The organism is Leifsonia sp. Root4 (assembly GCF_001425085.1).
Classification (GTDB): Bacteria; Actinomycetota; Actinomycetes; order Actinomycetales; family Microbacteriaceae; genus Microterricola.
Genome location: NZ_LMDN01000003.1, coordinates 287927 through 310927 on the forward strand (window position 1 = coordinate 287927; position 23001 = coordinate 310927).

The window sequence follows — 23001 nt, forward strand, 5'->3', positions numbered from 1 at the left end:
AGGAGAGGGTTATGACATCCGCATCCACGAAGGGCAAACGCGTCCTCGCTGCAGCAGCATTGAGCTCAGCGACCGCACTCATTCTCGTCGGCTGTTCTGCCGGCGGCGGGGGCGGTGGCAGCACGGATGACGCCGGCTCCGGCGGCACCATCACGATCGGCACCACGGAGCAGATCACGGCGCTCGACCCGGCCGGTTCGTACGACAACGGCTCGTTCGCCGTGATGAACCAGGTCTATCCCTTCCTGCTGAACTCCCCGTACGGCAGCCCCGACGTCAAGCCGGATATCGCAGAGTCGGCCGAGTTCACCGCTCCGACCGAGTACACGGTCAAGCTGAAGCCGGGCCTCAAGTTCGCCAACGGCAACGACCTGACCGCATCGGACGTGAAGTTCACCTTCGACCGCCAGCTGGCGATCGCCGATGAGAACGGCCCGTCGTCGCTGCTCTACAACCTCGACACGACCGACGCCGTCGACGACACCACCGTCGTGTTCAACCTCAAGGCCGCGAACGACCAGATCTTCCCGCAGATCCTCTCCAGCCCGGTCGGACCGATCGTGGATGAAGACGTCTTCGCCGCCGATGCGCTCACCAGCGACGACGAGATCGTCGACGGCAACGCATTCGCCGGGCAGTACACGATCGCAAGCTACGACTTCAACAACCTGATCCAGTACAAGGCGAACAAGGACTACCAGGGCCTCCTCGGGGCTCCGAAGACCGACACCGTCAACGTCAAGTACTACGTCGAAGCGGCCAACCTCAAGCTCGATGTGCAGGAGGGCAACATCGACGTGGCACACCGCACGCTCTCGGCCACCGACATCGAAGACCTGCGCGGCAACGACAACGTTCAGGTCGTCGACGGTCCCGGCGGCGAGATCCGTTACATCGTGTTCAACTTCAACACGCAGCCGTACGGTGCGACGACGGCAGAGGCCGACCCGGCCAAGGCCCTCGCCGTGCGCCAGGCCGTCGCCGACCTCATCGACCGCGACGCGATCTCTGAGCAGGTCTACAAGGGAACGTTCACCCCGCTGTACTCTTACGTTCCGGCCGGTCTGAGCGGCGCGACGGAGTCCCTGCTCGAGATGTACGGCGACGGCAGCGGCGGACCGGATGTCGACAAGGCGAAGGCGACGCTCGAAGCCGCCGGCGTCTCGGTGCCGGTGCAGCTGAACCTGCAGTACGTCAGCGAGCGTTACGGGCCGTCATCCGGTGACGAGTACGCGCTGATCAAGGACCAGCTCGACTCGACCGGTCTGTTCGAGGTCAGCCTGCAGAGCACGGAATGGGTGCAGTACTCCAAGGACCGTGTCGCAGACAAGTTCCCCGCGTACCAGCTCGGCTGGTTCCCGGATTACTCTGACGCCGACAACTACCTGACGCCGTTCTTCCTCACGGAGAACTTCCTCGCCAACCACTACGACAACCCCGTTGTCAACGACAAGATCCTCGAGCAGGCCGTCACGCCGGACATCGAGGCTCGTACGACGCTGATCGAGGAGATCCAGGACCTCGTCGCGGCCGATCTGTCCACCGTTCCCTACCTCCAGGGTGCGCAGGTCGCCGTCGTCGGTACCGACATCAGCGGCGCGGAGGAGACGCTCGACGCCTCCTTCAAGTTCCGCTACGCGGCGCTGTCAAAGGAGTAATCGAACGATCGAGGTCTAGGGTTTTCCTAGATTGATTCCCGGGGGTGGCCGGCGCAAGCCGGCCACCCCCAGCCTTGTCTCAGACGAGGCTCGTCACAAGCGTGAGGCAGGAATGACCACACTGGCAACGACGCCGGCTCCGGATCCCGGGGCGACAGCGCGCACATTCACCTTTCCCGGTGGCGCGCTCGGGCGTTATCTCTTCATCCGTTTTCTCCTGATCATCCCGACGATCTTCATCCTGGTGACCTTGGTGTTCATCATCATGCGCGTCACCGGCGATCCGATCACCGCCTCCCAGGGCGGGCGGCTGAGCCCCGATCAACTGGCCGCGCTCATCCACGAGGCCGGCTACGACCGGCCGATCATCGTGCAGTACCTGGAGTACCTCGGTCAGATCTTCACGGGCGACCTCGGCACGACGATCAGCACGAACCGACCGGTCGTCGAAGTCCTCACGACCTACGGCCCCGCCTCGCTCGAGTTGGCCTTCTACGGCATGCTCGTCGCCTTCGCCGTCGGCATCCCGCTCGGCCTGCTGGCCGCGTACCACCGCGACAAGGCACCGGATGCCACGTTCCGCGTCTTCGCCGTGCTCGCCTATGCGACCCCGGTCTTCTTCGCCGGCATCATGCTGAAGCTCGTCTTCTCTGTCTGGCTGGGGTGGCTTCCCGTCTCCGGCCGGGCGTCGACCGGCGCGGAGCTGCAGATGCAGCTGCTGCCCAACCCGACCGGCCTGTACACGATCGACGCGATCATGACCGGCGACCCGGCCGTGCTCTCGGACGTGCTCCAGCACGCCGTGCTCCCTGCACTCGTCCTCGGTCTGGCCACGGCCAGCATCTTCCTGCGCCTGGTGCGCACCAACGTGATCGGCACCTTCTCGACGGAGTACGTGGATGCCGCGCGCTCCCGCGGCGTGAGCGAGTACCGCCTCGTGCGCACACACGCCTACCGCCCCGCCCTCATCCCGATCATCACCGTCATCGGGCTCCAGGTCGCGATCGTGCTCGGCGGCGCCGTGCTGACCGAGACGACGTTCGAGTGGAAGGGGCTCGGCTTCATCCTCACCGAGTTCCTGCGTGCACGAGACTTCGTCGCCGTGCAGGGCATCGTCGTACTCCTCGCCATCATCGTGGCGCTGACGAACTTCATCGTCGACGTCATAGCCGCCGTCATCGACCCGAGGGTGAGGTACTGAGATGAGCACCCAGACGACTCCGGTGGCGGCGCCCACCGCGCGGCCGAAGCGCAGCCTGTGGGGCCGGCTCCCGGTCGTGCACCAGCTCCGGCAGAGCGTCGGCCTCCAGCGCGGCATGCTCGTGACGGGCCTCGTGATCTGCGGCGTGTTCATCGTGTTCGCGATCTTCGCCCCGTTCATCGCCCCCTACGGCTTCGCCCAGTTGAGCGAGGACGGTGTGCGCTTCGGCGCGCAGCAGCCGCCGTCATCCGCCCACCCGTGGGGCACGACGGTCGGCGGCTACGACGTGCTCTCCCGTGTGATCTGGGGCACCCAGACTGCGCTGCTCGTCATCATCGCCGCCGTGCTGTTCTCGATCTTCATCGGGGTGCTGCTCGGCCTCGTCTCCGGCTACTTCGGCGGCTGGCTCGACCGGGTGCTCGTGGTCATCGCCGACGCGATCTACGCCTTCCCGTCCGTGCTGCTGGCGATCGTCGTGGCGATCGTGATCAGCGGCGGCGAGTCGAGCCTGTGGGGCGGCATCCTGGCCGCGTCGATCTCGATCATGGTCGTGTTCATCCCGCAGTACTACCGCGTCATCCGTGCCGAGACCGTGCGCATCAAGTCGGAGGCCTACGTTGAGTCGGCGATCGTGCTCGGCGCCAGCAACTCGCGGATCATGTTCCGGCACGTGCTGCGGAACGCCACCCGCTCCCTCCCGCTCATCGTCACGCTGAACGCCACCGAGGCGATCCTGACCCTGGCTGCCCTCGGTTTCCTCGGCTTCGGCATCGAGCCCACCGCCGCGGCGGAGTGGGGCTATGACCTCTCGAAGGCGCTCGGCGATGTCACGAACGGGATCTGGTGGACCGGCCTGTACCCCGGTCTCGCCATCGTGTTCGTCGTGCTCGGCCTAATGCTCGTCGGCGAGAGCCTCAACGACCTGGCCGACCCGCGCCTCCGCGGCCGCCGTTCCGTCGCGCAGTCCTCCGGCACCGTGTCGGAGACCTCGGTCGTCCCCGGCGGCAGCCTCACGGCCGGGCCGGGCGGCCTGGCCGGACTGGAGAACGGTGCGGCACCGCTTGTCGCCGACAATGGGCAGGGATTCGGGGTCAAGCCATGAGCAGCGTCGTGAGAATCGAGAACCTCGGGGTGTCATTCGCCACGGATGCCGGCCCCGTCAAGGCGGTCGACGATGTCAGCCTCAGCGTCTCCCGCGGCGAGGTGCTCGCCATCGTCGGAGAGTCCGGCAGCGGCAAGACCGTCACGGCGAAGACGATCCTCGGCCTGCTGCCGGAGACCGCGACCGCCAACGGCGCCGTCGTGCTGAGCAGCCGTGACGGCAGCTCGGAGAGCAACGTGATCGCGCTCAGCAAGACGCAGTTGCGCGCGGTGCGCGGGCGCGACGTCTCCATGGTGTTCCAGGAGCCATCGACCGCGCTGAACCCCGTGTTCACGGTGGGCTGGCAGATCGCGGAAGGGCTGCGCGCACACGGCGCGTACAGCAAACGCGAGGCGCGGGCGAAGGCGATCGAGATCCTCGGCCGCGTCGGCATCCCCGATCCGACGAAGCGGGTCGACTACTACCCGCACCAGTTCTCCGGCGGCCAGAAGCAGCGCGTCGTGATCGCGATGGCCCTCGTCCTGGACCCGGGTCTGATCGTCGCCGACGAGCCAACGACGGCGCTCGACGTGACGGTGCAGGCCGAGATCCTCGACCTGTTGCGGCGCTGCCGCGACGACTTCGGCACCGCCATCGTGCTGATCACCCACAACATGGGCGTGGTCGCCGACCTCGCCGACCGCGTCGCCGTGATGTACCAGGGCAAGGTCGTCGAGGAGGCCGAGGTCAGCACCCTGTTCAGCAACCCGCAGGACGCCTACACGAAGAAGCTGCTCGCCGCCGTGCCGCACATCGGTGAGGGAACGCTGCACGCGGCCGCGCGGGCCGAGGCGCGGCCGGCGGAGTGGGTGGAGCAGAAGCCCGTCGTGCTCGCGACCGATCTCCGGATCGAGTACCCGGGGCGCCTGGGGCAGAAGGGTTTCGTCGCCGTCGACGGCGTGAGCCTGCAGATCAAGGCCGGGGAGGTGCTCGGCCTCGTGGGGGAGAGCGGCTCAGGCAAGACGACGATCGGGCGGGCCATGGCCGGCCTCACCAAGGTGACCGGCGGCTCGCTCTCGGTGCTCGGCTACGAGATGCGCGGCATCAAGGAGCGCCAGTTCAAGCCGGTGCGCAGCGACATCGGATTCGTGTTCCAGGACCCGGCATCCAGCTTCAACCCGCTGCTGAGCATCGCGGACTGTGTGGCGGAACCCCTCGTCATCCACGGCTACGCCGACCACCCGGCCGACGCCAGGGCCCGCGTGAACGAGCTGTTGGAGGCCGTGCAGCTGCCGGGCTCCTACGGCGATCGCTTCCCGCACGAGCTCTCCGGCGGGCAGCGCCAGCGGGCCAGCCTGGCCCGCGCCCTGGCGCTCAAGCCGACGCTGCTGATCGCCGACGAGCCGACATCCGCCCTCGACGTCTCGGTGCAGGCGCGCGTGCTCGAGCTGTTCGCGGAACTGCAACGCGAATTCGGCTTCGCGTCGCTCTTCATCAGCCACGACCTGGCGGTTGTCGACATCGTCGCGGACCGCATCGCGGTGCTCTACAAGGGCAAGCTCGTCGAGGAGGGAACCGGTCTCGAGGTGCTCGGAGCCCCGCAACATCCGTACACGCAACGCCTGCTCGCCTCGCTGCCCGTTCCCAACCCGGAGGAGCAAGCCGCGCGACGCACCGCACTGGCACGCCTGATTGCGGCAGACTAGGAGTCATGTCAGGCACTGCTGCTCACGGATTTCCGATCTCGACGAGCGACCTCACCATTGAATACCCGCCGCACGGCCCGAGCCCTGCCCACGTCGCCGTGCACGGGCTCAACCTGCGCGTCGCTCCGGGGGAGGTGCTGGGCCTGCTCGGCGAGAGCGGTTCGGGCAAGAGCACCATCGCCCGCGTGCTGTCTGCGGCGTTCGTCGAACCGACGGGGGAGGTCAGCCCGGTCATCACCGGCGGTGAGGCGATGATCTTCGGTGTGCCGCTGCGCGGCCTCAGCCGGCGCAAGGCTGCCAAGTTGAGCTTTGACGTCGGCTTCCTGGCCCAGGATGCCGGTTCGACGCTGGAATCGACGTCGACCGTCGCCGAACTCGTTGCCGAACCGATCCTGGTGCGCGACAAGCACTTCGACCGCAGGGAGCTCGAGGGCATCGTCGTGACGATGATCGACGCCGTGCGGTTGCCGCTCAGCATCCTCAGCCGCTACCCCTACGAGCTCAGCAGTGGCCAACGGCAGCGCGTCGCCCTCGCCTGCGCCCTCGTGCTGGAACCGGCTCTGCTCATCGCCGACGAACCCACCGCCGGCGTCGACGTGACCGTGCGCGGCGCCATCAGCGAGCTCTTCGCCGAACTGCAGCGGGAGCGCGCATTCTCCGCACTCGTCATCAGTCACGACATCACCGTCCTGCGGGCTGTTGCCGATCGCATCGCCGTGCTCCAACAGGGCGTGCTCGTCGGGCTCGGCACGATCGACGAGGTCTTCGCCGACCCCAGCCACCCCTACGTCGCGCAGCTTGCGGAGAGCCTCTCCGATGGCCACTAGAGCGGAAACGGTCGAGTTCATCGAAGACCAGCTGTCCGGGCTCCTCGTCCGCACCGCGAAGATGTTCGGCGAGTACGGCATCTACTGCGACGAGAAGGTCGTCGGGCTCATCTGCGACGACACGCTCTTCATCAAGCCATCGGATGCCGCCGCCGAGCTCTTCGCCCGCACGGAGCCGGCGCCGCCATACCCGGGCGCCAAGCTCTACCACCGGGTGCCGGGGGAGGCGCTGGAGGATCGGGAGTGGCTGATGGAGGCCGTGCAGGCGACCGCGGACGCCCTGCCGGCGCCGAAGCCGAAGAAGCCGCGCCGGTGAGCGCCGGCACGCCCAGGCACCAGGCCGTTCTCGCCGAGGCGCCGACGGCGCTGCCGGCCGGCGAACGCCCGACGCCCGGCCCCATCGCCGTGCTGCCTGAACCGCGCGACGTGTTCGTCGCCGCCGTCGAGGCGGGCGGGGGAACGGTCGCGCCGCTCTCCGCCGAGACCCGTGGGGTCGTCTGGCTCGACTACCAGCGTGCTGCAGAGCTGTCCGACGTGCTCGCCGCACACCCGCAGATCGAGTGGGTGCAGCTGCCCTGGGCCGGCGTCGACGCCTTCGCCGAGCTGATGCGCGGCACAGCACACGGCGGGCCGCTCTGGACCAGCGCGAAAGGCGCATTCGCTCAACCGGTCGCCGAACACGCGCTGGCGCTCAGCCTCGCGCTGCTGCGCTTCCTGCCCCGCCGCATTCGCGCGCAGTCGTGGAACGCGGCCCCGGACGGCGTCTCGCTGTACGGCCTGCGCGTGGTGATCATCGGGGCCGGCGGCATCGCGCTCGAACTCATGCGCCTGCTCGCGGCCTTCCGCGCCGAGATCACCGTCGTGCGACGGAGCGACACCCCGGTGCCGGGGGCGGCCCGCACCGTGACGAGTGATCGTCTGCACGATGTGCTGCCGGAGGCCGATCTCGTGATCGTCGCGGCAGCGCTCACCGACGGCACGAGAGATCTCATCGCCGCCCCGGAGTTCCAACTCATGCCATCAACGGCATACCTCGTGAACGTGGCGCGTGGTGGCCTCGTCAACACCGACGATCTGGTGCACGCACTCGCCGTCGGAACGATCGCGGGGGCGGCCGTCGACGTCACCGTTCCGGAACCATTGCCGGACGGGCATCCGCTCTGGGTCGCCCCGAACGTGATCATCACGCCCCACATGGCCGACACGCCGACGATGACGGCGCCTCTGCTCGCCGAGCGGATCAGCGTCAACACCCGCGCTTTTCTGGGCGACGCGCGCTTTGTCGGGGTCGTCGACCCCGCACGCGGCTACTGAGAGTGGGTCCGGCGTCGCAAATCCGACGCGCCCGGGTGCAGCGAATTTGGTAGATCTCAAACCTTTGCTAAAGTAGCAACGCAGCGATCAACACCGCGGCATGTGAAACACAGTAATCCTCGATAGCTCAATTGGCAGAGCAGCCGGCTGTTAACCGGCAGGTTGTTGGTTCGAGTCCAACTCGGGGAGCGAAAGGCCACCAAGGGCTCCACCCCTGGTGGCCTTTTTTGTGCCCGAACGGTGGCGTTTGGCTCGCTGGCGCGCCGGTTCAGCGGAGCCGCTCAGGGCTTCGCGTGCGTCGCTGCTCCTTCGTCGCGGCGCCGCTCGCTCGAGCCAGCGTGCGTTCTCCCGCAGGTTGAGCCTGTCGAAACCGTGCAGCTCGCTGAAACTCACGCTGGCTCGAGGGAGCAGCCGAGGAACGAGGCCGCCCCCGAAGCCAAGTTCCCCCGCGATAACGCCGCCTCGAACGCGGTGTGCGCCGCCAACGGCGCTTTGCACCGCCAACGGCGCTTTGCGCCAGTGGTTTGTGCGGCGTATCGCGGTGACTGGCGCAATCCGCATCCGCGCGAGGTGCCCGGGCGGAGGGGCGGGCGTGTGCGCGGGGCCGCTCAGGGCTTCGGTCGCTGGCGCTCCCTCAGCCGGCGTGGAAGGGGCAGCCGCACGCGGGCTCGTGGAGACTCACGCGGGCTCGTGGAGACTCACGCTGGCTCGCGGAAGCTCACGCTGGCTCGTGGAGACTCGCGCTGGCTCGCGGAAGCTCACGCTGGCTCGAGGGAGCAGCCGAGGAACGAGGCCGCCCCCGAAGCCGAGTTCACCTGCGATCACTTGTTCGCGAATGACGGCTACTAGTCGTCGGTCGAGACCAACAGCTGCTTGAGGTGCTTCTCGAGCTCGTCGCCGACGCTGACGCTCTCCGGATCGTAGAGCCACTGCAACTGCAGCCCGTCCCAGAGCGCAGTAAGCCAGACGGCCTCGAACTCGGGGTCGAGGTCTGCGCGCAGATGCCCGGATGCCGCCGAACGCGCGAAGAGCTCGGCGAAGGTGCCGATGACGCTCTCGAAGCGGCGCTCGAAGTAGTCGTGCGCCGGATGCGCCGGAGCGGCGGCCTCCGCCGAGAGCACCGCGTACAGCTCGATCAGGCCGGGCATGCGCCCGGTGTCGTGGCGGGCGGCGTCGGGCAACGCGAGCAGCGTCGCCAGCGGGCCCTGCCCCTCGCGAGTCGGCACGGCCCGGTACTGGAGGGCCGCATCGCGGTGGGCGATGACGGCGGCGAGCAGATCGTCCTTGGTCGAGAAGTGGTGCAACAACGTCGACTTGCCGATGCCGACGCACTCGGCGATTTCACGGAGGCTCGTGGCGTGGAAGCCGCGGCTGGCGAAGAGCTTCGATGCCTCCTCGACGATGCGTGCGCGCCGCTCCCTGCCGGGGGCGTAGCCGAGGTCGAGCACCCACGGCTTCTCAAAGTCGATGGCGTCGCCTGCGCTCTGCCCCTGCAAATGATGCGGTGTGTCGATGCCGTGGAGCCGACTGATGTGCGTCTCGAGCATCGCCGGCACGTCGCAGCGCTTCGGGAGATACAACGAGATCAGCTGGAGGCCGTCCCAGGCCGCGGTGAGCCGGACCGACTCCGACACGAGGTCGGAGTCGCGGGGGATCGAGCCGGAATCCACGGCGTCGTGGAAGAGTTCCGCCGACATCGTTCGGAGGCTCTCGTGCCGCTCACGGAAACGATCGTGGGCCGGGTGGGCGACGCTGGTGGCCTCACCGGCCAGCGTCGCGAAGAGCGCGATGTACCCGGGAATCTGCCCGTTCAGCCGGGCCAGCTCGCCGACGATGTCGAGCGTGTATGCGCGGTCGCCGAGCAGCTGCAGGCTCTGCTCCGACAGCCCGTCGACGACCGCGGAGAGGATGTCGTCCTTGGTCGCGAAGTGGCGGAGCACGCCGGGGTGGGAGAGCCCGGCCTGCGCGGCGATGTCGCGCACCGAGACGGCACCGAAGCCGCGCTCGATGAAGAGTTCGGTCGCCGCGGCGAGAATCGCGGCGCGCGTGCGAGCGGCCGCGAGGGAGCGGGCGGATGCCGGTGCCCCAGCGAGCGATGGAATTCTCGTGGCGATTGCGTCGTTCATGCGTCCCCCTCAGACGTGCTGAAGCCATCCTCCCACATGGCCGTTACCAAGCGGACGACATTCAGTTACCACCCGGTCTGGTTTCATGTATGCTCGTCCGCGGGCCGATGGAGGCTCGCGTTCAGTGAAAGGAACACCATGACAGAGTCGTCGGTGGCCGCAGAAGCGACCAGCACGGGCAGTGGAATCACTGCAGAGTTCCCCGGAGCACAGAAGGCTCGCGCACCGCGCGGCTACATTCTGGGTCTCGCATCCGCCAACTTCGGTGTCTACCTGGCCCTGCTGACGCCCGTCATGGTGTCGCTCGCGTTCAAGGTGCAGCACATCTCCTCCTCGGCGGAGGAGGCAACGGCCTCGCTCGGCATGATCATGGGTGTCGGCGCGCTCTTCGCCCTGCTCTGCAACCCGCTCGTCGGCCGACTCTCCGACCGCACCGTGTCCCGCTTCGGAATGCGCCGGCCCTGGATGCTCGGCGGTGCCATCGTCGGCCTCGCCGCCTTCGCTCTGATCGGTGCGGCAACCAGCACCTGGATGGTGCTGCTCGGCTGGTGCATCGTGCAGGCGGCGTTGAACGGCCTCCTCGCGGCATCCACTGCGACCGTTCCCGACCAGGTTCCGGTCGCCGCCCGCGGCAAGGTTTCCGGCATCATCGGACTCACCACGCCCCTCGGCATCCTCGGCGGCAGCTTCCTCGTGAACTTCCTCGCCGACGACTTCGCCCGGTTCGTCGTCCCCGGCGTGATCGCACTCGTGCTCGTCAGTGTCTTCGTGTTCACCCTCAAGGACCGCGTCCTCACCGAGAAGCCGGCCGAGCGCTACGGCGTCAAGGAGTTCTTCGGCTCCTTCGTCTTCAACCCGGTCAAGCACAAGGACTTCGGCTGGACCTGGCTCACCAAGTTCCTCGTCATGTTCGGCTACGCCGGCATCGCCACCTTCCTGCCCTTCTACCTCACCCAGCAGTTCGCGCTCGGCGAGCAGGAGGCCATCGGCATCATCCTCATGTCCAACCTGGCCTCGATGCTCGCCATGGCGGTGTCCGGCCCGATCGGCGGCATCCTCTCCGACAAGTTCGGCGTGCGGCGTCCCTTCGTCGCCGTCGCCGGCGGCATCATGGCGATCGGCCTGGTCGTGTTGGCGTTCGCCCCGAGCATCGAGATGGTCATCGTCGCCCAGACGATCATCGGCTTCGGCGCCGGCTCCTTCATGTCGGTCGACACGGCGCTGGCCACCCAGGTGCTGCCGAACCAGAACGACACCGCCAAGGACCTCGGCGTTCTGAACATGGCCAACGCGCTGCCCCAGTCGATCGCCCCGGCGATCGCCCCGGCCATCATCGCCTTCGGCGCCACCACGGCGCTCGGCGGCTACACCACCTATTACCTCTTCGGCGCCGTGGTCGCACTGGCCGGCGCAATCCTCGTGTACCGAATCAAGGGAGTCAAGTAACGCCATGACCGACATCACCAACACGACCTCGGATGCCGTGGCAACCGCTCCCGTCGACCCGACGTACCGCGACGCGACCCTCCCGACCGATGAGCGCGTCGAGAATCTGCTCGCTCAGATGACGCTCGAGGAGAAGGCCGGACTCTTCTTCCAGACCATGATCACCATGACGGAGGACGGCGAGCTCTCACAGGGCGACCCGAGCTTCGGCCTCCCGGCCAACGAGGTGTTCGTGATCGACAAGGGCATGAACCACTTCAACGTGATGGGGTCCGCCCCGACCGCCGAGCTCATGGCGACGTGGCACAACGCGCTTCAGCAGCTCGCGGCCACCACCCGCCTCGGCATCCCCGTGACGATCTCGACCGACCCCCGTCACTCCTTCAGCGACAACCCGCTCGCGGGCATGATGGCCGGGCCGTTCTCCTCCTGGCCCGAGTCGATCGGCCTCGCCGCCATCCGCGATGAGGACGTCGTCGAGCGGTTCGGGGACATCGCGCGTCGGGAGTACCTGGCCGTCGGAATCCGCCTCGCCCTGCACCCGCAGATCGACCTCGCCACCGAGCCGCGCTGGGGCCGTCAGGTCGCCACCTTCGGTGAGGACCCCGAGCTGACCGGCGCACTCGGTGCCGCGTACATCCGCGGATTCCAGGGCGAGAGCCTCGGCAGTGACTCCGTCGCCACCATGACCAAGCACTTCCCTGGCGGCGGGCCGCAGATGAACGGCGAAGACGCGCACTTCGCCTACGGCCGCGAGCAGGTCTACCCCGGAGACCAGTTCGAGCTGCACCTGAAGCCCTTCGAGGCGGCCTTCGAGGCCGGCACCAGCCAGATCATGCCGTACTACGGCATGCCGGTCGGCACCCCGCACGAGGAGGTCGGCTTCGGCTTCAACAAGAGCGTGATCACCGGTCTGCTGCGCGAGCGCTTCGGCTTCGACGGCATCGTCTGTACCGACTGGGGCCTGATCTCCGACTCCGAGATCATGGGCCAGCCATTCCCGGCCCGTGCCTGGGGCGTGGAAGACCTGACCCCGCGCGAGCGCATGATCAAGATCATCGAGGCCGGCGTCGACCAGTTCGGCGGCGAGGCCATCCCGGAGATGCTGATCGAGCTCGTGCAGAGCGGTGACGTCAGCGAGGCACGCCTCGACGAGTCCGCCCGTCGCCTGCTGCGCGAGAAGTTCGTGCTCGGCCTCTTCGACGCGCCGCTCGTCGATGTGGAGAAGGCCGGCCGCGTTGTCGGATCCGCCGAGTTCCGTGCCGCAGGTGAGGCCGCCCAGCGCGCCTCCATCACGGTGCTCACGAATACACTTCAGAACGCCACGGCATCGGATGCCGGCACCCCGGCGCTTCCGCTTGCGCGCGGCCTCAAGCTCTACGTCGAGGGCATCGACGCCGCGGTGGCCGCAGAGTACGGCACCGTCGTCGCGTCGCCCGCGGAGGCCGACGTCGCCGTCATCCGCATCCAAGCGCCGTTCGAGGTGCGTGACACGTTCTTCGAGAACTTCTTCCACCAGGGCTCGCTCGACTTCACCGACGAGGCGATCGCCCACGTTCGTGAGCTTGCCGCGGCCGTGCCGACCGTGCTCGACGTGCACCTGGACCGCCCCGCGATCCTCACGCCGATCATCGACGCGCCCGTCGCCGTTGTCGCCAACTACGGTGCGAACGCACGTGCCCTCCTCGATGTGCTCACCGGTGCGGCGGAGCCCAAGGGCAAGCTGCCATTCGATCTGCCGTCGAGCATGGCCGCCGTCGAGGCGAGCCGCGAAGACGTGCCGTTCGACACCAAGGACCCGCTGTTCCGCTTCGGGCACGGCCTGAGCGTCTGAGCTAACACAACGACCTCCCCGCGCGCAATGGGATTGTGCCCGGGGAGGTCGTTGTTTACTGTGCTGGCATACCTTGAGGGAGAAATCCTCAAGGCGAGTGGATCCCTGCTCGCTACCCGAAGAAGAGACGGCAGGGAACGCTCACAATCAGGTGGCCCTCCGCCCGAGAACCCCCCATTGCTGGCGGTGGGCCACCGCCACAAGGCTGAGCGGCCATGGCCGAATAGCCGCAGACCGAACAGTCGCAGACCGAATAGAAAGACCCGGACCGACGGGCATAGCCTCGAACTTCCTGGCGGGGGACGGTGGGAAGCCGCTATGCCCGTCCCTTTCTGCGCCCGTCCCGTTCTGCGGGGGCACCGGTGTACGCCGGGGGGAGTAGTCAGCTCACTCCCCGGGGCGGATGACGCTCGCAGCCTGCGTCGCTACGATCGGTTCATGATGCGCTCAGCCGGCCCCGAACAGTGGGGCGCCCCGTGGGGTTCCGGCCCGTGGCAGTGGGGCCGTGCCGAGTCCGCCCCGCCCCGTGGGGCCCGCTGGTTTCCCGTCGCGCTGTCGCTGCTGGTTCAGCTGGTCGTCATCGTCGTGCTGCTCGTTCGCGACGGAACCGGGGGAGTGTCGGCATCCGCCCCACTCCTTGCCGCCGCCATGCTCGGCTCCGTCCTCCTGCTCGGCCTGCGACGCCGGCCGGGGCCGAGTGTCGTGGCCGTCGCGCTCTGCACCTTTCCGGTGATCTTCCTGACCACCGTGCCCGTTCCCATCGCTATCCCGCTGGCCTTCGCCGTGATCGGCGCGACCGTGCGCGGCGCGCGGGTGTGGGTGTGGAGCACCGTCGGCGCCGGGCTGCTGCTCACCGTCGCACTCGCGTTCACGGTCGCCGAGCGCCCGAGCGACATCGTGCGCCCGCTCGTGGTGATGCTCGTGCTCAGCGTTCTCGTCGGGGTGGGGGAGGCCGCCCGCAACCGCCGTGACCGCTTCGCCGAGTACCGCGCGGCCGCCGTGCGCCGGCGGCAGAGCGAGGCCGAGAAGGAGCGGGTGCGCATCGCGAGGGAGCTGCACGACGTGCTCGCTCACTCGCTCTCCTCGATCAACGTGCAGGCGAGCGTGGGCCTGCACCTGATCGAGGAGCAGCCGGAGAAGGCCGCGGAGGCGCTGGCCAACATCAAGGCGACGAGCAAGGCAGCGCTCGAGGAGGTGCGCGGCGTGCTCGGCTTCCTGCGCTCAACCGTCAACGGGGCCGACGACGACGCGCCGCGCATGCCCCAGCCGGAGCTCGCCCGGCTGCCCGCGCTCGTCGAATCGGTCTCTGCGCTCGGCGTCGACGTCACGCTCTCCGGGCAGCCCCCGCTCGGCCTCGCCCAGCTCGCCGAGCTGACCATCTACCGCGTCGTGCAGGAGGCGCTCACCAACATCACCCGGCATTCCACCGCGAAGCATGCCACCGTGGCGTTCTCGGATGACGGCGGCAGCACCCTGGTCACGGTGACCGACGACGGCGCGCATCCGCCGGGTACCGAACTCGTCGAGGGTCGTGGACTGCTCGGCATGCAGGAGCGCGCAGTGCTTCTCGGCGGCACGCTGGAGTCCGGGTGGCTGCCGGACGGCGGCTTCCGCGTCGCGCTCCGCCTGCCCCGCGGCGGGGAGCTGTCGTGATCAGCGTCTACCTGGCCGACGACCAGGCGCTCGTGCGCGGAGGATTCCGGGCGCTGCTCGAGTCGGAGGCCGACCTCAGCGTGGTCGGCGAGGCCGGCACCGGGCGCGCCGTGCTCGATGGCGTGCGCGCCACCCGACCCGATGTCGTGCTGATGGACATCCGGATGCCGGACGGCGACGGCCTCTGGGCCACCGCGGCGATCAGCGCCGACCCCACCCTCGCCCACACGCACGTCGTCATGGTCACGACGTTCGAGCTCGACGATTACGTCGCAGAGGCCATCCGGGCCGGCGCCAGCGGATTTCTCGTCAAGGACACCGAACCGGTCGAGCTGATCCGGGCGGTGCGGGTCGCGGCCGCGGGGGACGCGCTGCTCTCGCCGGGTGTGACGCGACGCCTGCTCGCGCGCATGGCGGCCGGACTGAAGGACGCGCCCGACGTGGAGCAGCTCTCCGTGCTCACCGAGCGGGAGCGTGAGGTGCTCACGCTCGTCGGGCGCGGCCTCAGCAACGACGAGATCGCCGAAGCGCTCGTGTTGAGCCCCTTGACGGCGAAGACCCACGTGTCGCGGGTGATGGGCAAGCTCGGCGCGCGCGACCGGGTTCACCTCGTCGTGACGGCGTACGAGACCGGCCTGGTGCGCGCGGGCTGGAACTGAGCCGCTGGACCTGGCCCACCGGGACGGCCGGTTGGTACCGAGCGGGGCCGGCGTACTCCCGGGGGAGCAGCCGAAGTGTCTGCCGTGGGCGGATTCGCTCGCTGCGGCATCCGGCGAGGCTGAAGGAGCGGTCGCACCCGATCGCACACCACGTCGATTGGATCCCACCATGTTCACATCACTGCTCGCGGCCCCGGCCGTCTCGGCGGCCGCCGCCCACCCCTACGGCTGGGGCGGGCCGAGCTGGCTCTTCATCCTGATCCCGATCTTCTGGATCACCCTGCTCGTGTTGTTCGTCGTCTTCATGGGCCGCCGCTGGCGCGGCGCTTCCCGCGGCTACGGCCCGCACGGCTGGGCCCCGACCGTCTCCGCCGAACAGACACTGTCCGAGCGCTACGCCCGCGGCGACATCGACGAGACCGAGTACCGGGCGCGCCTGGAGGTGCTGCGGGCGAACCGTCCGGAGCGCTAGCCTCGGGCCTTCGGAGCAGGAGGAAAACGGGCGGATGCTGCTTCTCTGGCATCCGCTCGCTAAAATCGAACGCGGGCTGCACTCGGTGCGGCCCGTTTCGAGTGGAGGCAAGACATGGCCGAATGGCTGCAGAGCGACGCGTCGTCGTCGGTGCTGTTGATCGTGGCGGCGGCGCTTGTGCTCGCTCTGGCAGTGACGCTGGTGCTGTGGCTCAGGGCCGCGAGGCGGCTGCGCCGGAGTGATCGGGACTGGACGAGCGCCGAGCGCACCCGCATCGATCTGGAACTCTCGCTCGCAGAGCAGACCGGCCGCCTCGGCATCGTGCGCGAGCTGCAGGATGTCGCCGTGCACAACGTTTCCCGCCTGATCACCCAGGCCGAGGGCGCGCGCTACACCGCGGAGAGCGACCCCAGTTCGGCCGCCCGCGTGGTCGGTGCGATCGTCGAGTCGGGCCGTGAGGCCGTCGGCGACATGCGCCGCGTGCTCACCGTGGCGCGCGAGGGCGAGTCCGTCTCATCGCGTCAGCCCGGCCTGCAGTCGGCCCGCGACCTGTTCCGCGTGATGCGGGATGCCGGCCTCACCATCGTCTTCGACGAGTCGGGCGAGCGCTACGAACTCAAGCCGGGCGCCGAGCTGGCGATCTTCCGCATCCTGCAGGGCGCGCTGGCCAACGCGCTCAAGCACGGCGGAACGGGCACGGAGGCCAAGGTCTCCTTCAGCTGGACCCGTGACGGGCTGCAGCTGCTCGTCGACGACGACGGCATCCGGGCGAAGGCTCGCCGTGCCGGCCTGGATTCGGACGCGATCAACCGTGACACCGCGTACACGATCGACGACGACCTGCACGCGCTCACCTCCAACTTCTCCGGCGCCGGTCTCACCCAGATGAAGCAGCGCGCCGAGCTGTACGGTGGCGTGTTCCAGGCCCGCACCGTTCCCGGCGTCGGCTTCTCGGTGTCGGTCATCTTCCCCGCGCTGCGCTTCCACAATGGGGTGCACAGCGTCAATCTGGCGCGATGAGCGTCGCGGAGCTCGGTGAGCTCGACGAGCTCGCGGCCCGCAAGGTCGTTGTCCGTGAGGCGTGGGCCGTCGGCGTGGCCACGGCCGCGTACGGCATCTCCTTCGGAGCACTCGCCGTCGCGGCGGGCCTCGACGTCTGGCAGGCGTGCTTCCTCAGCCTGGTGATGTTCACCGGCGGTTCGCAGTACGCCCTCGTCGGCGTGCTCGCCACAGGCGGGGTCGCGGCCGGCCCGACAGCGATCGCCAGCGCGGCCCTTCTCGGCACCCGCAACGCGATCTACGGCATCCGGATGGCGCCGATCCTCGGCGGCGGCTGGTGGACCAAGCTCGCCGCGGCGTGGGGAACGATCGATGAGTCCACGGCCGTCGCCCTCGCCCAGTCGCGCCCACACCTGCGCCGCGTCGGTTTCTGGGTGACCGCCATCGTGATCTTCATCGGCTGGAACCTCACGACCCTGCTCGGCGCCCTCATCGGTGATGCGTTGGGCGACCCGCGCATCTACGGGCTGGATGCCGCGGCGGCCGCCGCCTTCCTCGGATTGCTGTGGCCGCGTCTGAAGCGCCTGCAGGCGAGCGCCGTCGCCGTGGCCGCCGCGCTCGTGGCCGTGCTGTTGACGCCGGTGCTGATGCCCGGACTGCCCGTGCTCGTCGCCGCGTTGGTTGCCGTGATCGTCGGCGCGTTCAACTGGCTGGGAACGGAGAAGCGCGCATGACGATGTGGCAGATCGTGATTCTCGCGTCGATCGCGTGCGTCATCTTCAAGCTCGCGGGCTACCTGGTGCCGCCGCGCGTGCTCGACAACCCGGCCGTGTCCCGCATTGCAGAGCTGCTCACCGTCGCGCTGCTCGCGGCGCTGATCGGTGTGCAGACCTTCGCGCAGGGCCAGGAGATCGTGATCGATGCCCGCGTGCCGGCCGTGATCGTCGCGGCCGGCCTCTTCGCGCTGCGCGTGCCGTTCATCGTCGTGGTGATCGTGGCCGCGCTGGTCGCCGCCGGCATCCGCGCCCTCAGCTGACGGCCGGTCACTCCAGATGGCCCTCCGCTGGTTGAGCCTGTCGAAACCCCGCACGCCGGCTGAGGGACGAAGTCCGGAAGCCCCGACACAGCCTGAAACTCCGTTGGTTGAGCCTGTCGAAACCCCGCACGCCGGCTGAGGCCCGAAGTCCGCAAGCCCCGACGCAGCCTGAAACTCCGTTGGTTGAGCCTGTCGAAACCTAGTCCTCGAGGTTGTCGACGCCCGGCATCCACGCGTTGCCGGGCACGCCCCAGCCGCGCTTGCGGGTGATCTTCGCGATGATGCGCTGGTAGTCATCCTCGACGCGGTCGACGTACAGCAGGCCGTCCAGGTGGTCGTACTCGTGCTGGAAGATGCGGGCGAGCCAGCCCTCGGCGACGATCTCGAACGGCTTGCCGTCGATGTCGGTTGCGCGCAGGATGACCCGGTCGGCGCGGCGCAGCGGGAACCGCTCGCCGGGGAACGACAGGCAGCCTTCCGACTCCTCGTCCTCGTCGGCGGGGCCAACGTCCATCGGGCTGAGCCACAGTTCCGGGTTGATGGCGACGCCGCGCCACTTCACACCGTCATCGTCGACCCAGCCGAAGGTGAACAGCCGCAGCGGAACACCGATCTGCGGGCCTGCGAGACCGACGCCGGGGGCGGCATCCATGGTCTCGAACATGTCGGAGACGAGCGTGCGCAGCTCGTCGTCGAATACGGTCACGGGGGCTGCGGGGGTGTGCAGCACGGGATCTCCGGAGATCCGGATGGGAAGAACGGCCATGTTCACAGAATATCGGGCCCGGTCAGGTTAGTGTCGTGGGGTGCCCTTCGAATTCAACGACCTTGCCGAGGAACTGATTCCGCAGGACCCGCGAGTCGTTTTCGGAATTGTGCTCGCGCTCATCGGCGCGGTGTTCCTCTCCCTTGGAGCGCAGTTCCAGCACCGCGGCGTCGTGAAGGTCGAGCGCAACACCCAGTACGCCGGCTCCGGCCTGAACGTCAAGCAGCTGATGCTGTTGCTCGCCCGCCCGTCGTGGGTCATCGGCACACTCATGCTCGGCTTCGCGGTCGTGCTACAGCTCGCCAGTCTCACGCAGGCCCCACTCATGGTCGTGCAACCGCTCGGCGCCGTCGCCCTCGTGATCACGGCGATCGTCAACGCGCGCGTCAGCAAGGTCGCGCTCAACCGCAAGTCGATCATCGCGATCTGCATGTGCGTGGGCGGCGTCGGCCTGTTCGTCACCATCGCAGCCTTGACGGCTGTCGACAAGCCGGTGACGGATGCCGACCTCATCACGATCCTGGTGATCCTCGCCGTGGTGCTCGTCGCGTTCGTGGTCGCGTTCATCACCCTGCGCAACAAGTTCAAGGCGCTCTTCTACATTCTCGGTGCCGGTGTGCTCTACGGTTTCGTCGCGACGCTGGCCAAGGTGATCATCAACCGCATCCAGCACCAGAATTTCGAGTGGCTCACCTTCCTCTGCCTGATCGCGCTGCTCACGGCCGCGGCCCTCGGTGCCTACTTCGTGCAGAACGCGTACGCTTCCGGCCCGCCCGACCTGGTCATCGCCGGGCTCACCGTCGTCGATCCCCTCGTGGCCGTGGCCATCGGCATCTTCGTGCTCGACGAGGCGTCACAGGCGCCGCTCTGGGCCGTCATCAGCTTCGCCATTGCCGGAGTGATCGCCATCTGGGGCGTCTTCGCCCTCGCCAGGCACCACCCACAGACGAAGGTCTGATCGCCGGCCGAGATCCGACGCTCCGGCAGACATTTGACAGTGTCACAGCCAGCCCGGTTTAGACTAGGTACATGCAGTTCCGCTTCGAGGCGGACCACTGACTTTTCGCCGGCGCACTCTTCCCGGCCCAGCACCGTGAGGGAATCTCCACTTGACTGAAACGCCAGGCTCGTCTTCCGCCGCACCCGCGGCCGGCACACGGTCCGCGCAGAAGCCATTGCGCGTGCTGATCGGCGCCGACACCTTTGCGCCCGACGTCAACGGTGCGGCTCGCTTCGCCGAGCGACTCGCCGCCGGCCTCGTCGCCCGCGGCCACGAGGTCCACATCATGGCGCCCGCCGCTTCTCGCAAGCACGGCAGCTGGATGGAGGAGCACGAGGGCCAGAAGATGATGGCCCACCGCCTCAACAGCTGGCGGTGGTACCCGCACGACTGGCTGCGTTTCGCGCTGCCGTGGCGGATCCGCCAGAACAGCGCGCGGGTCCTCGACCTGGTGAAGCCGGATGTCGTGCACTTCCAATCGCACATCATCGTCGGGCGCGGGCTCTCCGTCGAGGCCGAGAAGCGCGGCATCCGCATCGTCGGCACCAACCACTTCATGCCCGAGAATCTGCTCGAGTTCACCCTGCTGCCGAAGGCCTGGCAGGAGTGGGCCATCGGGCTCGCCTGGAAGGCCGCGCGCCGCACCTTCGGCCGTGCCGAGGCCGTGACGACTCCGACCGCGAAGGCGGCGCAGTTCCTCGAGCAGTACACCGGTCTCAAGGGTGTGCACGCGATCTCCTGCGGCATCGACGCGCACGAGTACACCCCGAACTTCGAGCCGCGTACCGGCAACACGGTGCTCTTCGTCGGTCGCGTGACCGGTGAGAAGCAGATCGACGTGCTGCTGAAAGCACTCACGCTGCTGCCGGCCGAGCTCGACACCAAGCTCCACATCGTCGGCGGGGGAGACCAGATGCGCAATCTGCAGCACCTGGCCGACACCCTCGGCATCGGCGACCGGGTCACGTTCCGTGGCTACGTCACCGAGGCAGAGCTCCGCGCCGAGTACACGGCGGCCACCGTTTTCGCCATGCCCTCGATCGCCGAGCTGCAGAGCATCGCGACGATGGAGGCCATGGCATCCGGTCTGCCGATCGTCGCCGCGAACGCGATGGCGCTGCCGCACCTGGTAGGCGACGGCCAGAACGGCTTCCTGTTCGAGCCGAGCAACCCCACCGATCTGGCCGAGAAGCTGCGCACGGTGCTCGAGATGGCACCGGCCGAGCTCACGGCGATGAAGCAGGAGTCGCTCAACCGCATCGTCGCGCACGACATCCAACGCACGATCAGCACCTTCGAGAGCCTGTATCGTGGAGAAGCTGTGACCGAACTGGTCACGAACGCTGCTCCGGCCGCATCCTCGGACTGATCTCCGAACGGATGCCGGCAGGCGCACGGGGCGGTAGCTCAGCTGGTTAGAGCATCGGACTCATAATCCGCCGGTCACGGGTTCAAGTCCCGTCCGCCCTACTGTAAAATTGATCTGATCAGGGTTTCTTGCCTAAGCACAAAGGCAGAGACTTGATACACTCAACGTTTATTCAACACTTATTCGAAAATTTCGCTCTCTCGCGGCGCCTTCACGGAGCGGTGTTCGGCCCGCCTCGATTCATCTGGGATGGCCTCGAGCACCTTGGTGTTATGAACACCGAACGCCTCTCCGGGCTCGGCCTTGAGCCGGTTCTCACCACGAGCGAACTCGCCGAGTACCTTGGCGTGCACGTGCAGGCCATCTACGATCTGCGCGCCGACGGACGCGGCCCCTCCGGCATTCGGGTGGGGCGCGAAATCCGCTACCGCGTCTCCGACGTGATCTGCTGGCTCGACGGGCTGCATGAGCCGTCCGCTGATCTGTCGCTCCGGGAGGGGGTGCGCTGATGGCTGGCCGGCCCCGCCTGCCCATCGGCACCTTCGGTGCCATCCAGACCTCGCGCCTCGCCCCCGATCGGTATCGAGCCTGGACGCGCTTCCGCGACTGGGACGGACAGACCCGGCAAGTCACCGTCACGGCGGCGAGTAGGAACGCCGCGATTACCCTGCTCAAGGCCGACCTGACGAAGCGGATGCACGCCGGTGACTCGATCGACTCGGTGAACGCTGGTTCGCCCTTCACGCTGTTGGCAGAGGCGTGGCTCGCTGACCTCAGGATGGACGTTGACCGTGCTGATAGTACGAAGGAGATCTACGAGCGGGAGCTGCGCGGCCTCGTGCTGCCGACGTTCGAGCACTTCACGGTGCGTGAGGTGACAGTCGGCCGCATCGAGCACTTCCTGAAGGTGCAGCGCGCCAAGTCGTATACGCGTGCCAAACACTCGCGCACCATTCTGAGCATGGTGCTGGGATTCGCGGTGCGACGAGAGATCATTGCCCGAAACCCCGTCAAAGAAACGTCACGCATGAAGAAGCCCAAACACATACCGAAGGCTCTCACCGCGGAGCAAATCTCGGCGATCCGGGTGGCGGCCCGCGAGCGGCGCATGGGGGAGGGTCGGATGGGCCCTCGTCCCGATGGGCAAGTGCGCGAGCTGATCGAGGTGATGCTCGGCACGGCGACGCGCATCGGCGAGACGCTGGCACTGCGCAAGTGCGACGTCGACATGGCTGCCGACCCGCCCCGTGTGCATATCAACGGCACGGTGATCGTGGGCAAGGGGAAGGGCGTGTATCGGCAGGAGCATCCGAAGACCCACGAGTCGAACCGGGTGGTCGCTGTTCCGGCATTTGCTGCTGAGGTCATTCGCCATAGGCTGGCGCTAATCGCGGGGGCGGATGCCGAACACCTGCTGTTCTTCTCCCGAAACGGCACCCCGCTCGCTCCGAACAACGTGCGGCGCATCTTTCGCGAGATCCTCAAGCTCGCCGGCCTCGAGGGCATGGAGATCACCCCGCACGCCTTCCGCCGCACGGGAGCAACGCTGCTCGCCAACGAACTTGGCATTCAGGCTGCCGCCGACATGCTCGGGCACACCTCGACGGCTACGACGAAGGAGCATTACGCGGAGCCCGATCGCACGGTGAAATCGGAGCCGGCGGATGTGCTGCAGCGGCTTGCGCCAGACGCGTAGCGGTTGGTGCCGACCGCTGCGCGGTGGCCAGGGTTCGCAGGTTCCAACCGTGTCAGCCCGACCAAAGGGGCCGTTCTCGAAACTCTTCGCAGAATTGCCCGCAAGAAATCGCTCCTGATAAAAATCATGGGCGACTTCTTGTTTCCGGAGCGGTATTG

21 protein-coding genes and 2 tRNA genes are annotated in these 23001 nt (G+C 67.8%); 21 read left to right on the top strand and 2 right to left on the bottom strand.

All coding sequences use genetic code 11. From position 1 onward, the window contains the following. Positions 1-11: 11 nt before the first annotated feature. The 8 genes from ASC66_RS11090 (at position 12) to ASC66_RS11125 (ending at position 7976) form a co-directional block, all read left to right on the top strand. On the top strand, positions 12-1658 hold the full coding sequence (locus ASC66_RS11090; RefSeq protein ID WP_055839207.1) for an ABC transporter substrate-binding protein: 1647 nt from the start codon (positions 12-14) through the stop codon (positions 1656-1658). A gap of 112 nt (positions 1659-1770) precedes the next feature. Next, positions 1771-2859 (top strand): ABC transporter permease, encoded by a 1089-nt coding sequence (locus tag ASC66_RS11095; protein WP_055839211.1) that lies wholly within the window; start codon positions 1771-1773, stop codon positions 2857-2859. A 1-nt stretch (position 2860) separates the two neighbouring features. Continuing rightward, a complete protein-coding gene (locus ASC66_RS11100; protein ID WP_055839214.1) occupies positions 2861-3961 on the top strand; it encodes an ABC transporter permease in 1101 nt (366 codons plus the stop codon). Next, positions 3958-5646, top strand: coding sequence for a dipeptide ABC transporter ATP-binding protein (locus ASC66_RS11105; protein ID WP_055839217.1), 1689 nt, complete (start codon positions 3958-3960; stop codon positions 5644-5646). The genes ASC66_RS11100 and ASC66_RS11105 overlap by 4 nt, the downstream gene beginning before the upstream one ends. Before the next feature lie 5 nt (positions 5647-5651). Further along, complete coding sequence (locus ASC66_RS11110; protein WP_055839220.1) at positions 5652-6473, top strand: ATP-binding cassette domain-containing protein; 822 nt, start codon at positions 5652-5654, stop codon at positions 6471-6473. Further along, positions 6463-6789: a TfoX/Sxy family protein gene (locus ASC66_RS11115; protein WP_055839223.1), complete on the top strand. Its 327-nt coding sequence runs from the start codon at positions 6463-6465 to the stop codon at positions 6787-6789. The genes ASC66_RS11110 and ASC66_RS11115 overlap by 11 nt, the downstream gene beginning before the upstream one ends. Next, positions 6786-7787, top strand: a complete 1002-nt coding sequence (locus ASC66_RS11120; protein WP_235496862.1) for a D-isomer specific 2-hydroxyacid dehydrogenase family protein — start codon at positions 6786-6788, stop codon at positions 7785-7787. The genes ASC66_RS11115 and ASC66_RS11120 overlap by 4 nt, the downstream gene beginning before the upstream one ends. Positions 7788-7903: 116 nt before the next feature. After that, positions 7904-7976 (top strand) — tRNA-Asn (locus tag ASC66_RS11125). 656 nt (positions 7977-8632) lie between these two features. Here ASC66_RS11125 and ASC66_RS11130 read toward each other — a convergent pair. After that, entirely contained in the window at positions 8633-9913 is a 1281-nt protein-coding gene (locus ASC66_RS11130) for a TetR/AcrR family transcriptional regulator (RefSeq protein WP_055839227.1), read from the bottom strand. Between the two features lie 138 nt (positions 9914-10051). Here ASC66_RS11130 and ASC66_RS11135 point away from each other — a divergent pair, with 138 nt between their 5' ends. From ASC66_RS11135 to ASC66_RS11170, 8 genes are all read left to right on the top strand, one after another. Continuing rightward, positions 10052-11359 (top strand): MFS transporter, encoded by a 1308-nt coding sequence (locus ASC66_RS11135; protein WP_055839229.1) that lies wholly within the window; start codon positions 10052-10054, stop codon positions 11357-11359. Between the two features lie 4 nt (positions 11360-11363). Beyond that, on the top strand, positions 11364-13193 hold the full coding sequence (locus ASC66_RS11140; protein WP_055839232.1) for a glycoside hydrolase family 3 protein: 1830 nt from the start codon (positions 11364-11366) through the stop codon (positions 13191-13193). A 438-nt stretch (positions 13194-13631) separates the two neighbouring features. After that, the gene (locus tag ASC66_RS11145; RefSeq protein ID WP_055839242.1) at positions 13632-14846 is read left to right on the top strand and encodes a sensor histidine kinase; all 1215 of its coding nucleotides are present in this window, start codon (positions 13632-13634) and stop codon (positions 14844-14846) included. Continuing rightward, the gene (locus ASC66_RS11150; RefSeq protein WP_055839246.1) at positions 14843-15505 is read left to right on the top strand and encodes a response regulator; all 663 of its coding nucleotides are present in this window, start codon (positions 14843-14845) and stop codon (positions 15503-15505) included. The genes ASC66_RS11145 and ASC66_RS11150 overlap by 4 nt, the downstream gene beginning before the upstream one ends. A gap of 169 nt (positions 15506-15674) precedes the next feature. Beyond that, a complete protein-coding gene (locus ASC66_RS11155; protein ID WP_157509760.1) occupies positions 15675-15977 on the top strand; it encodes an SHOCT domain-containing protein in 303 nt (100 codons plus the stop codon). Between the two features lie 114 nt (positions 15978-16091). Then, positions 16092-16997 carry a sensor histidine kinase gene (locus ASC66_RS11160; RefSeq protein WP_055839249.1) on the top strand — a complete coding sequence of 302 codons (906 nt, stop codon included), beginning with the start codon at positions 16092-16094 and terminating at the stop codon, positions 16995-16997. Then, positions 16994-17710: an AzlC family ABC transporter permease gene (locus ASC66_RS11165; RefSeq protein ID WP_055839252.1), complete on the top strand. Its 717-nt coding sequence runs from the start codon at positions 16994-16996 to the stop codon at positions 17708-17710. Before ASC66_RS11160 ends, ASC66_RS11165 begins: the two co-directional genes overlap by 4 nt. Further along, entirely contained in the window at positions 17707-18012 is a 306-nt protein-coding gene (locus ASC66_RS11170) for an AzlD domain-containing protein (RefSeq protein WP_055839255.1), read from the top strand. The genes ASC66_RS11165 and ASC66_RS11170 overlap by 4 nt, the downstream gene beginning before the upstream one ends. A gap of 199 nt (positions 18013-18211) precedes the next feature. Here the strand turns inward: ASC66_RS11170 and def are convergent, their stop codons facing one another. Beyond that, complete coding sequence (gene def, locus ASC66_RS11175; RefSeq protein ID WP_055839258.1) at positions 18212-18778, bottom strand: peptide deformylase; 567 nt, start codon at positions 18776-18778, stop codon at positions 18212-18214. Positions 18779-18818: 40 nt separating this feature from the next. Here def and ASC66_RS11180 point away from each other — a divergent pair, with 40 nt between their 5' ends. The 5 genes from ASC66_RS11180 to ASC66_RS11200 all read left to right on the top strand — a co-directional run bounded on the left by ASC66_RS11180 (position 18819) and on the right by ASC66_RS11200 (position 22843). After that, positions 18819-19736 carry a DMT family transporter gene (locus ASC66_RS11180; protein ID WP_200944806.1) on the top strand — a complete coding sequence of 306 codons (918 nt, stop codon included), beginning with the start codon at positions 18819-18821 and terminating at the stop codon, positions 19734-19736. A gap of 151 nt (positions 19737-19887) precedes the next feature. Continuing rightward, complete coding sequence (locus ASC66_RS11185; RefSeq protein ID WP_502691608.1) at positions 19888-21147, top strand: glycosyltransferase; 1260 nt, start codon at positions 19888-19890, stop codon at positions 21145-21147. A 27-nt stretch (positions 21148-21174) separates the two neighbouring features. Next, positions 21175-21248, top strand: a tRNA-Ile gene (locus ASC66_RS11190). Between the two features lie 171 nt (positions 21249-21419). Then, positions 21420-21656, top strand: a complete 237-nt coding sequence (locus ASC66_RS11195) for a helix-turn-helix transcriptional regulator (protein WP_055839264.1) — start codon at positions 21420-21422, stop codon at positions 21654-21656. Beyond that, on the top strand, positions 21656-22843 hold the full coding sequence (locus ASC66_RS11200) for a tyrosine-type recombinase/integrase (RefSeq protein ID WP_055839266.1): 1188 nt from the start codon (positions 21656-21658) through the stop codon (positions 22841-22843). The genes ASC66_RS11195 and ASC66_RS11200 overlap by 1 nt, the downstream gene beginning before the upstream one ends. Positions 22844-23001 lie beyond the last annotated feature (158 nt).

Excerpts from the sequence above, each read along its gene's own strand:
- ASC66_RS11105 (WP_055839217.1), top strand. The coding sequence starts at position 3,958 with ATGAGCAGCGTCGTGAGAATCGAGAACCTCGGGGTGTCATTCGCCACG.
- ASC66_RS11155 (WP_157509760.1), top strand. The coding sequence starts at position 15,675 with ATGTTCACATCACTGCTCGCGGCCCCGGCCGTCTCGGCGGCCGCCGCC.
- ASC66_RS11165 (WP_055839252.1), top strand. The coding sequence starts at position 16,994 with ATGAGCGTCGCGGAGCTCGGTGAGCTCGACGAGCTCGCGGCCCGCAAG.
- ASC66_RS11115 (WP_055839223.1), top strand. The coding sequence starts at position 6,463 with ATGGCCACTAGAGCGGAAACGGTCGAGTTCATCGAAGACCAGCTGTCC.
- ASC66_RS11110 (WP_055839220.1), top strand. The coding sequence starts at position 5,652 with ATGTCAGGCACTGCTGCTCACGGATTTCCGATCTCGACGAGCGACCTC.
- ASC66_RS11170 (WP_055839255.1), top strand. The coding sequence starts at position 17,707 with ATGACGATGTGGCAGATCGTGATTCTCGCGTCGATCGCGTGCGTCATC.
- ASC66_RS11145 (WP_055839242.1), top strand. The coding sequence starts at position 13,632 with ATGATGCGCTCAGCCGGCCCCGAACAGTGGGGCGCCCCGTGGGGTTCC.
- ASC66_RS11135 (WP_055839229.1), top strand. The coding sequence starts at position 10,052 with ATGACAGAGTCGTCGGTGGCCGCAGAAGCGACCAGCACGGGCAGTGGA.
- ASC66_RS11100 (WP_055839214.1), top strand. The coding sequence starts at position 2,861 with ATGAGCACCCAGACGACTCCGGTGGCGGCGCCCACCGCGCGGCCGAAG.
- ASC66_RS11195 (WP_055839264.1), top strand. The coding sequence starts at position 21,420 with ATGAACACCGAACGCCTCTCCGGGCTCGGCCTTGAGCCGGTTCTCACC.
- def (WP_055839258.1), bottom strand. The coding sequence starts at position 18,778 with ATGGCCGTTCTTCCCATCCGGATCTCCGGAGATCCCGTGCTGCACACC.
- ASC66_RS11160 (WP_055839249.1), top strand. The coding sequence starts at position 16,092 with ATGGCCGAATGGCTGCAGAGCGACGCGTCGTCGTCGGTGCTGTTGATC.
- ASC66_RS11200 (WP_055839266.1), top strand. The coding sequence starts at position 21,656 with ATGGCTGGCCGGCCCCGCCTGCCCATCGGCACCTTCGGTGCCATCCAG.
- ASC66_RS11140 (WP_055839232.1), top strand. The coding sequence starts at position 11,364 with ATGACCGACATCACCAACACGACCTCGGATGCCGTGGCAACCGCTCCC.
- ASC66_RS11130 (WP_055839227.1), bottom strand. The coding sequence starts at position 9,913 with ATGAACGACGCAATCGCCACGAGAATTCCATCGCTCGCTGGGGCACCG.
- ASC66_RS11090 (WP_055839207.1), top strand. The coding sequence starts at position 12 with ATGACATCCGCATCCACGAAGGGCAAACGCGTCCTCGCTGCAGCAGCA.
- ASC66_RS11095 (WP_055839211.1), top strand. The coding sequence starts at position 1,771 with ATGACCACACTGGCAACGACGCCGGCTCCGGATCCCGGGGCGACAGCG.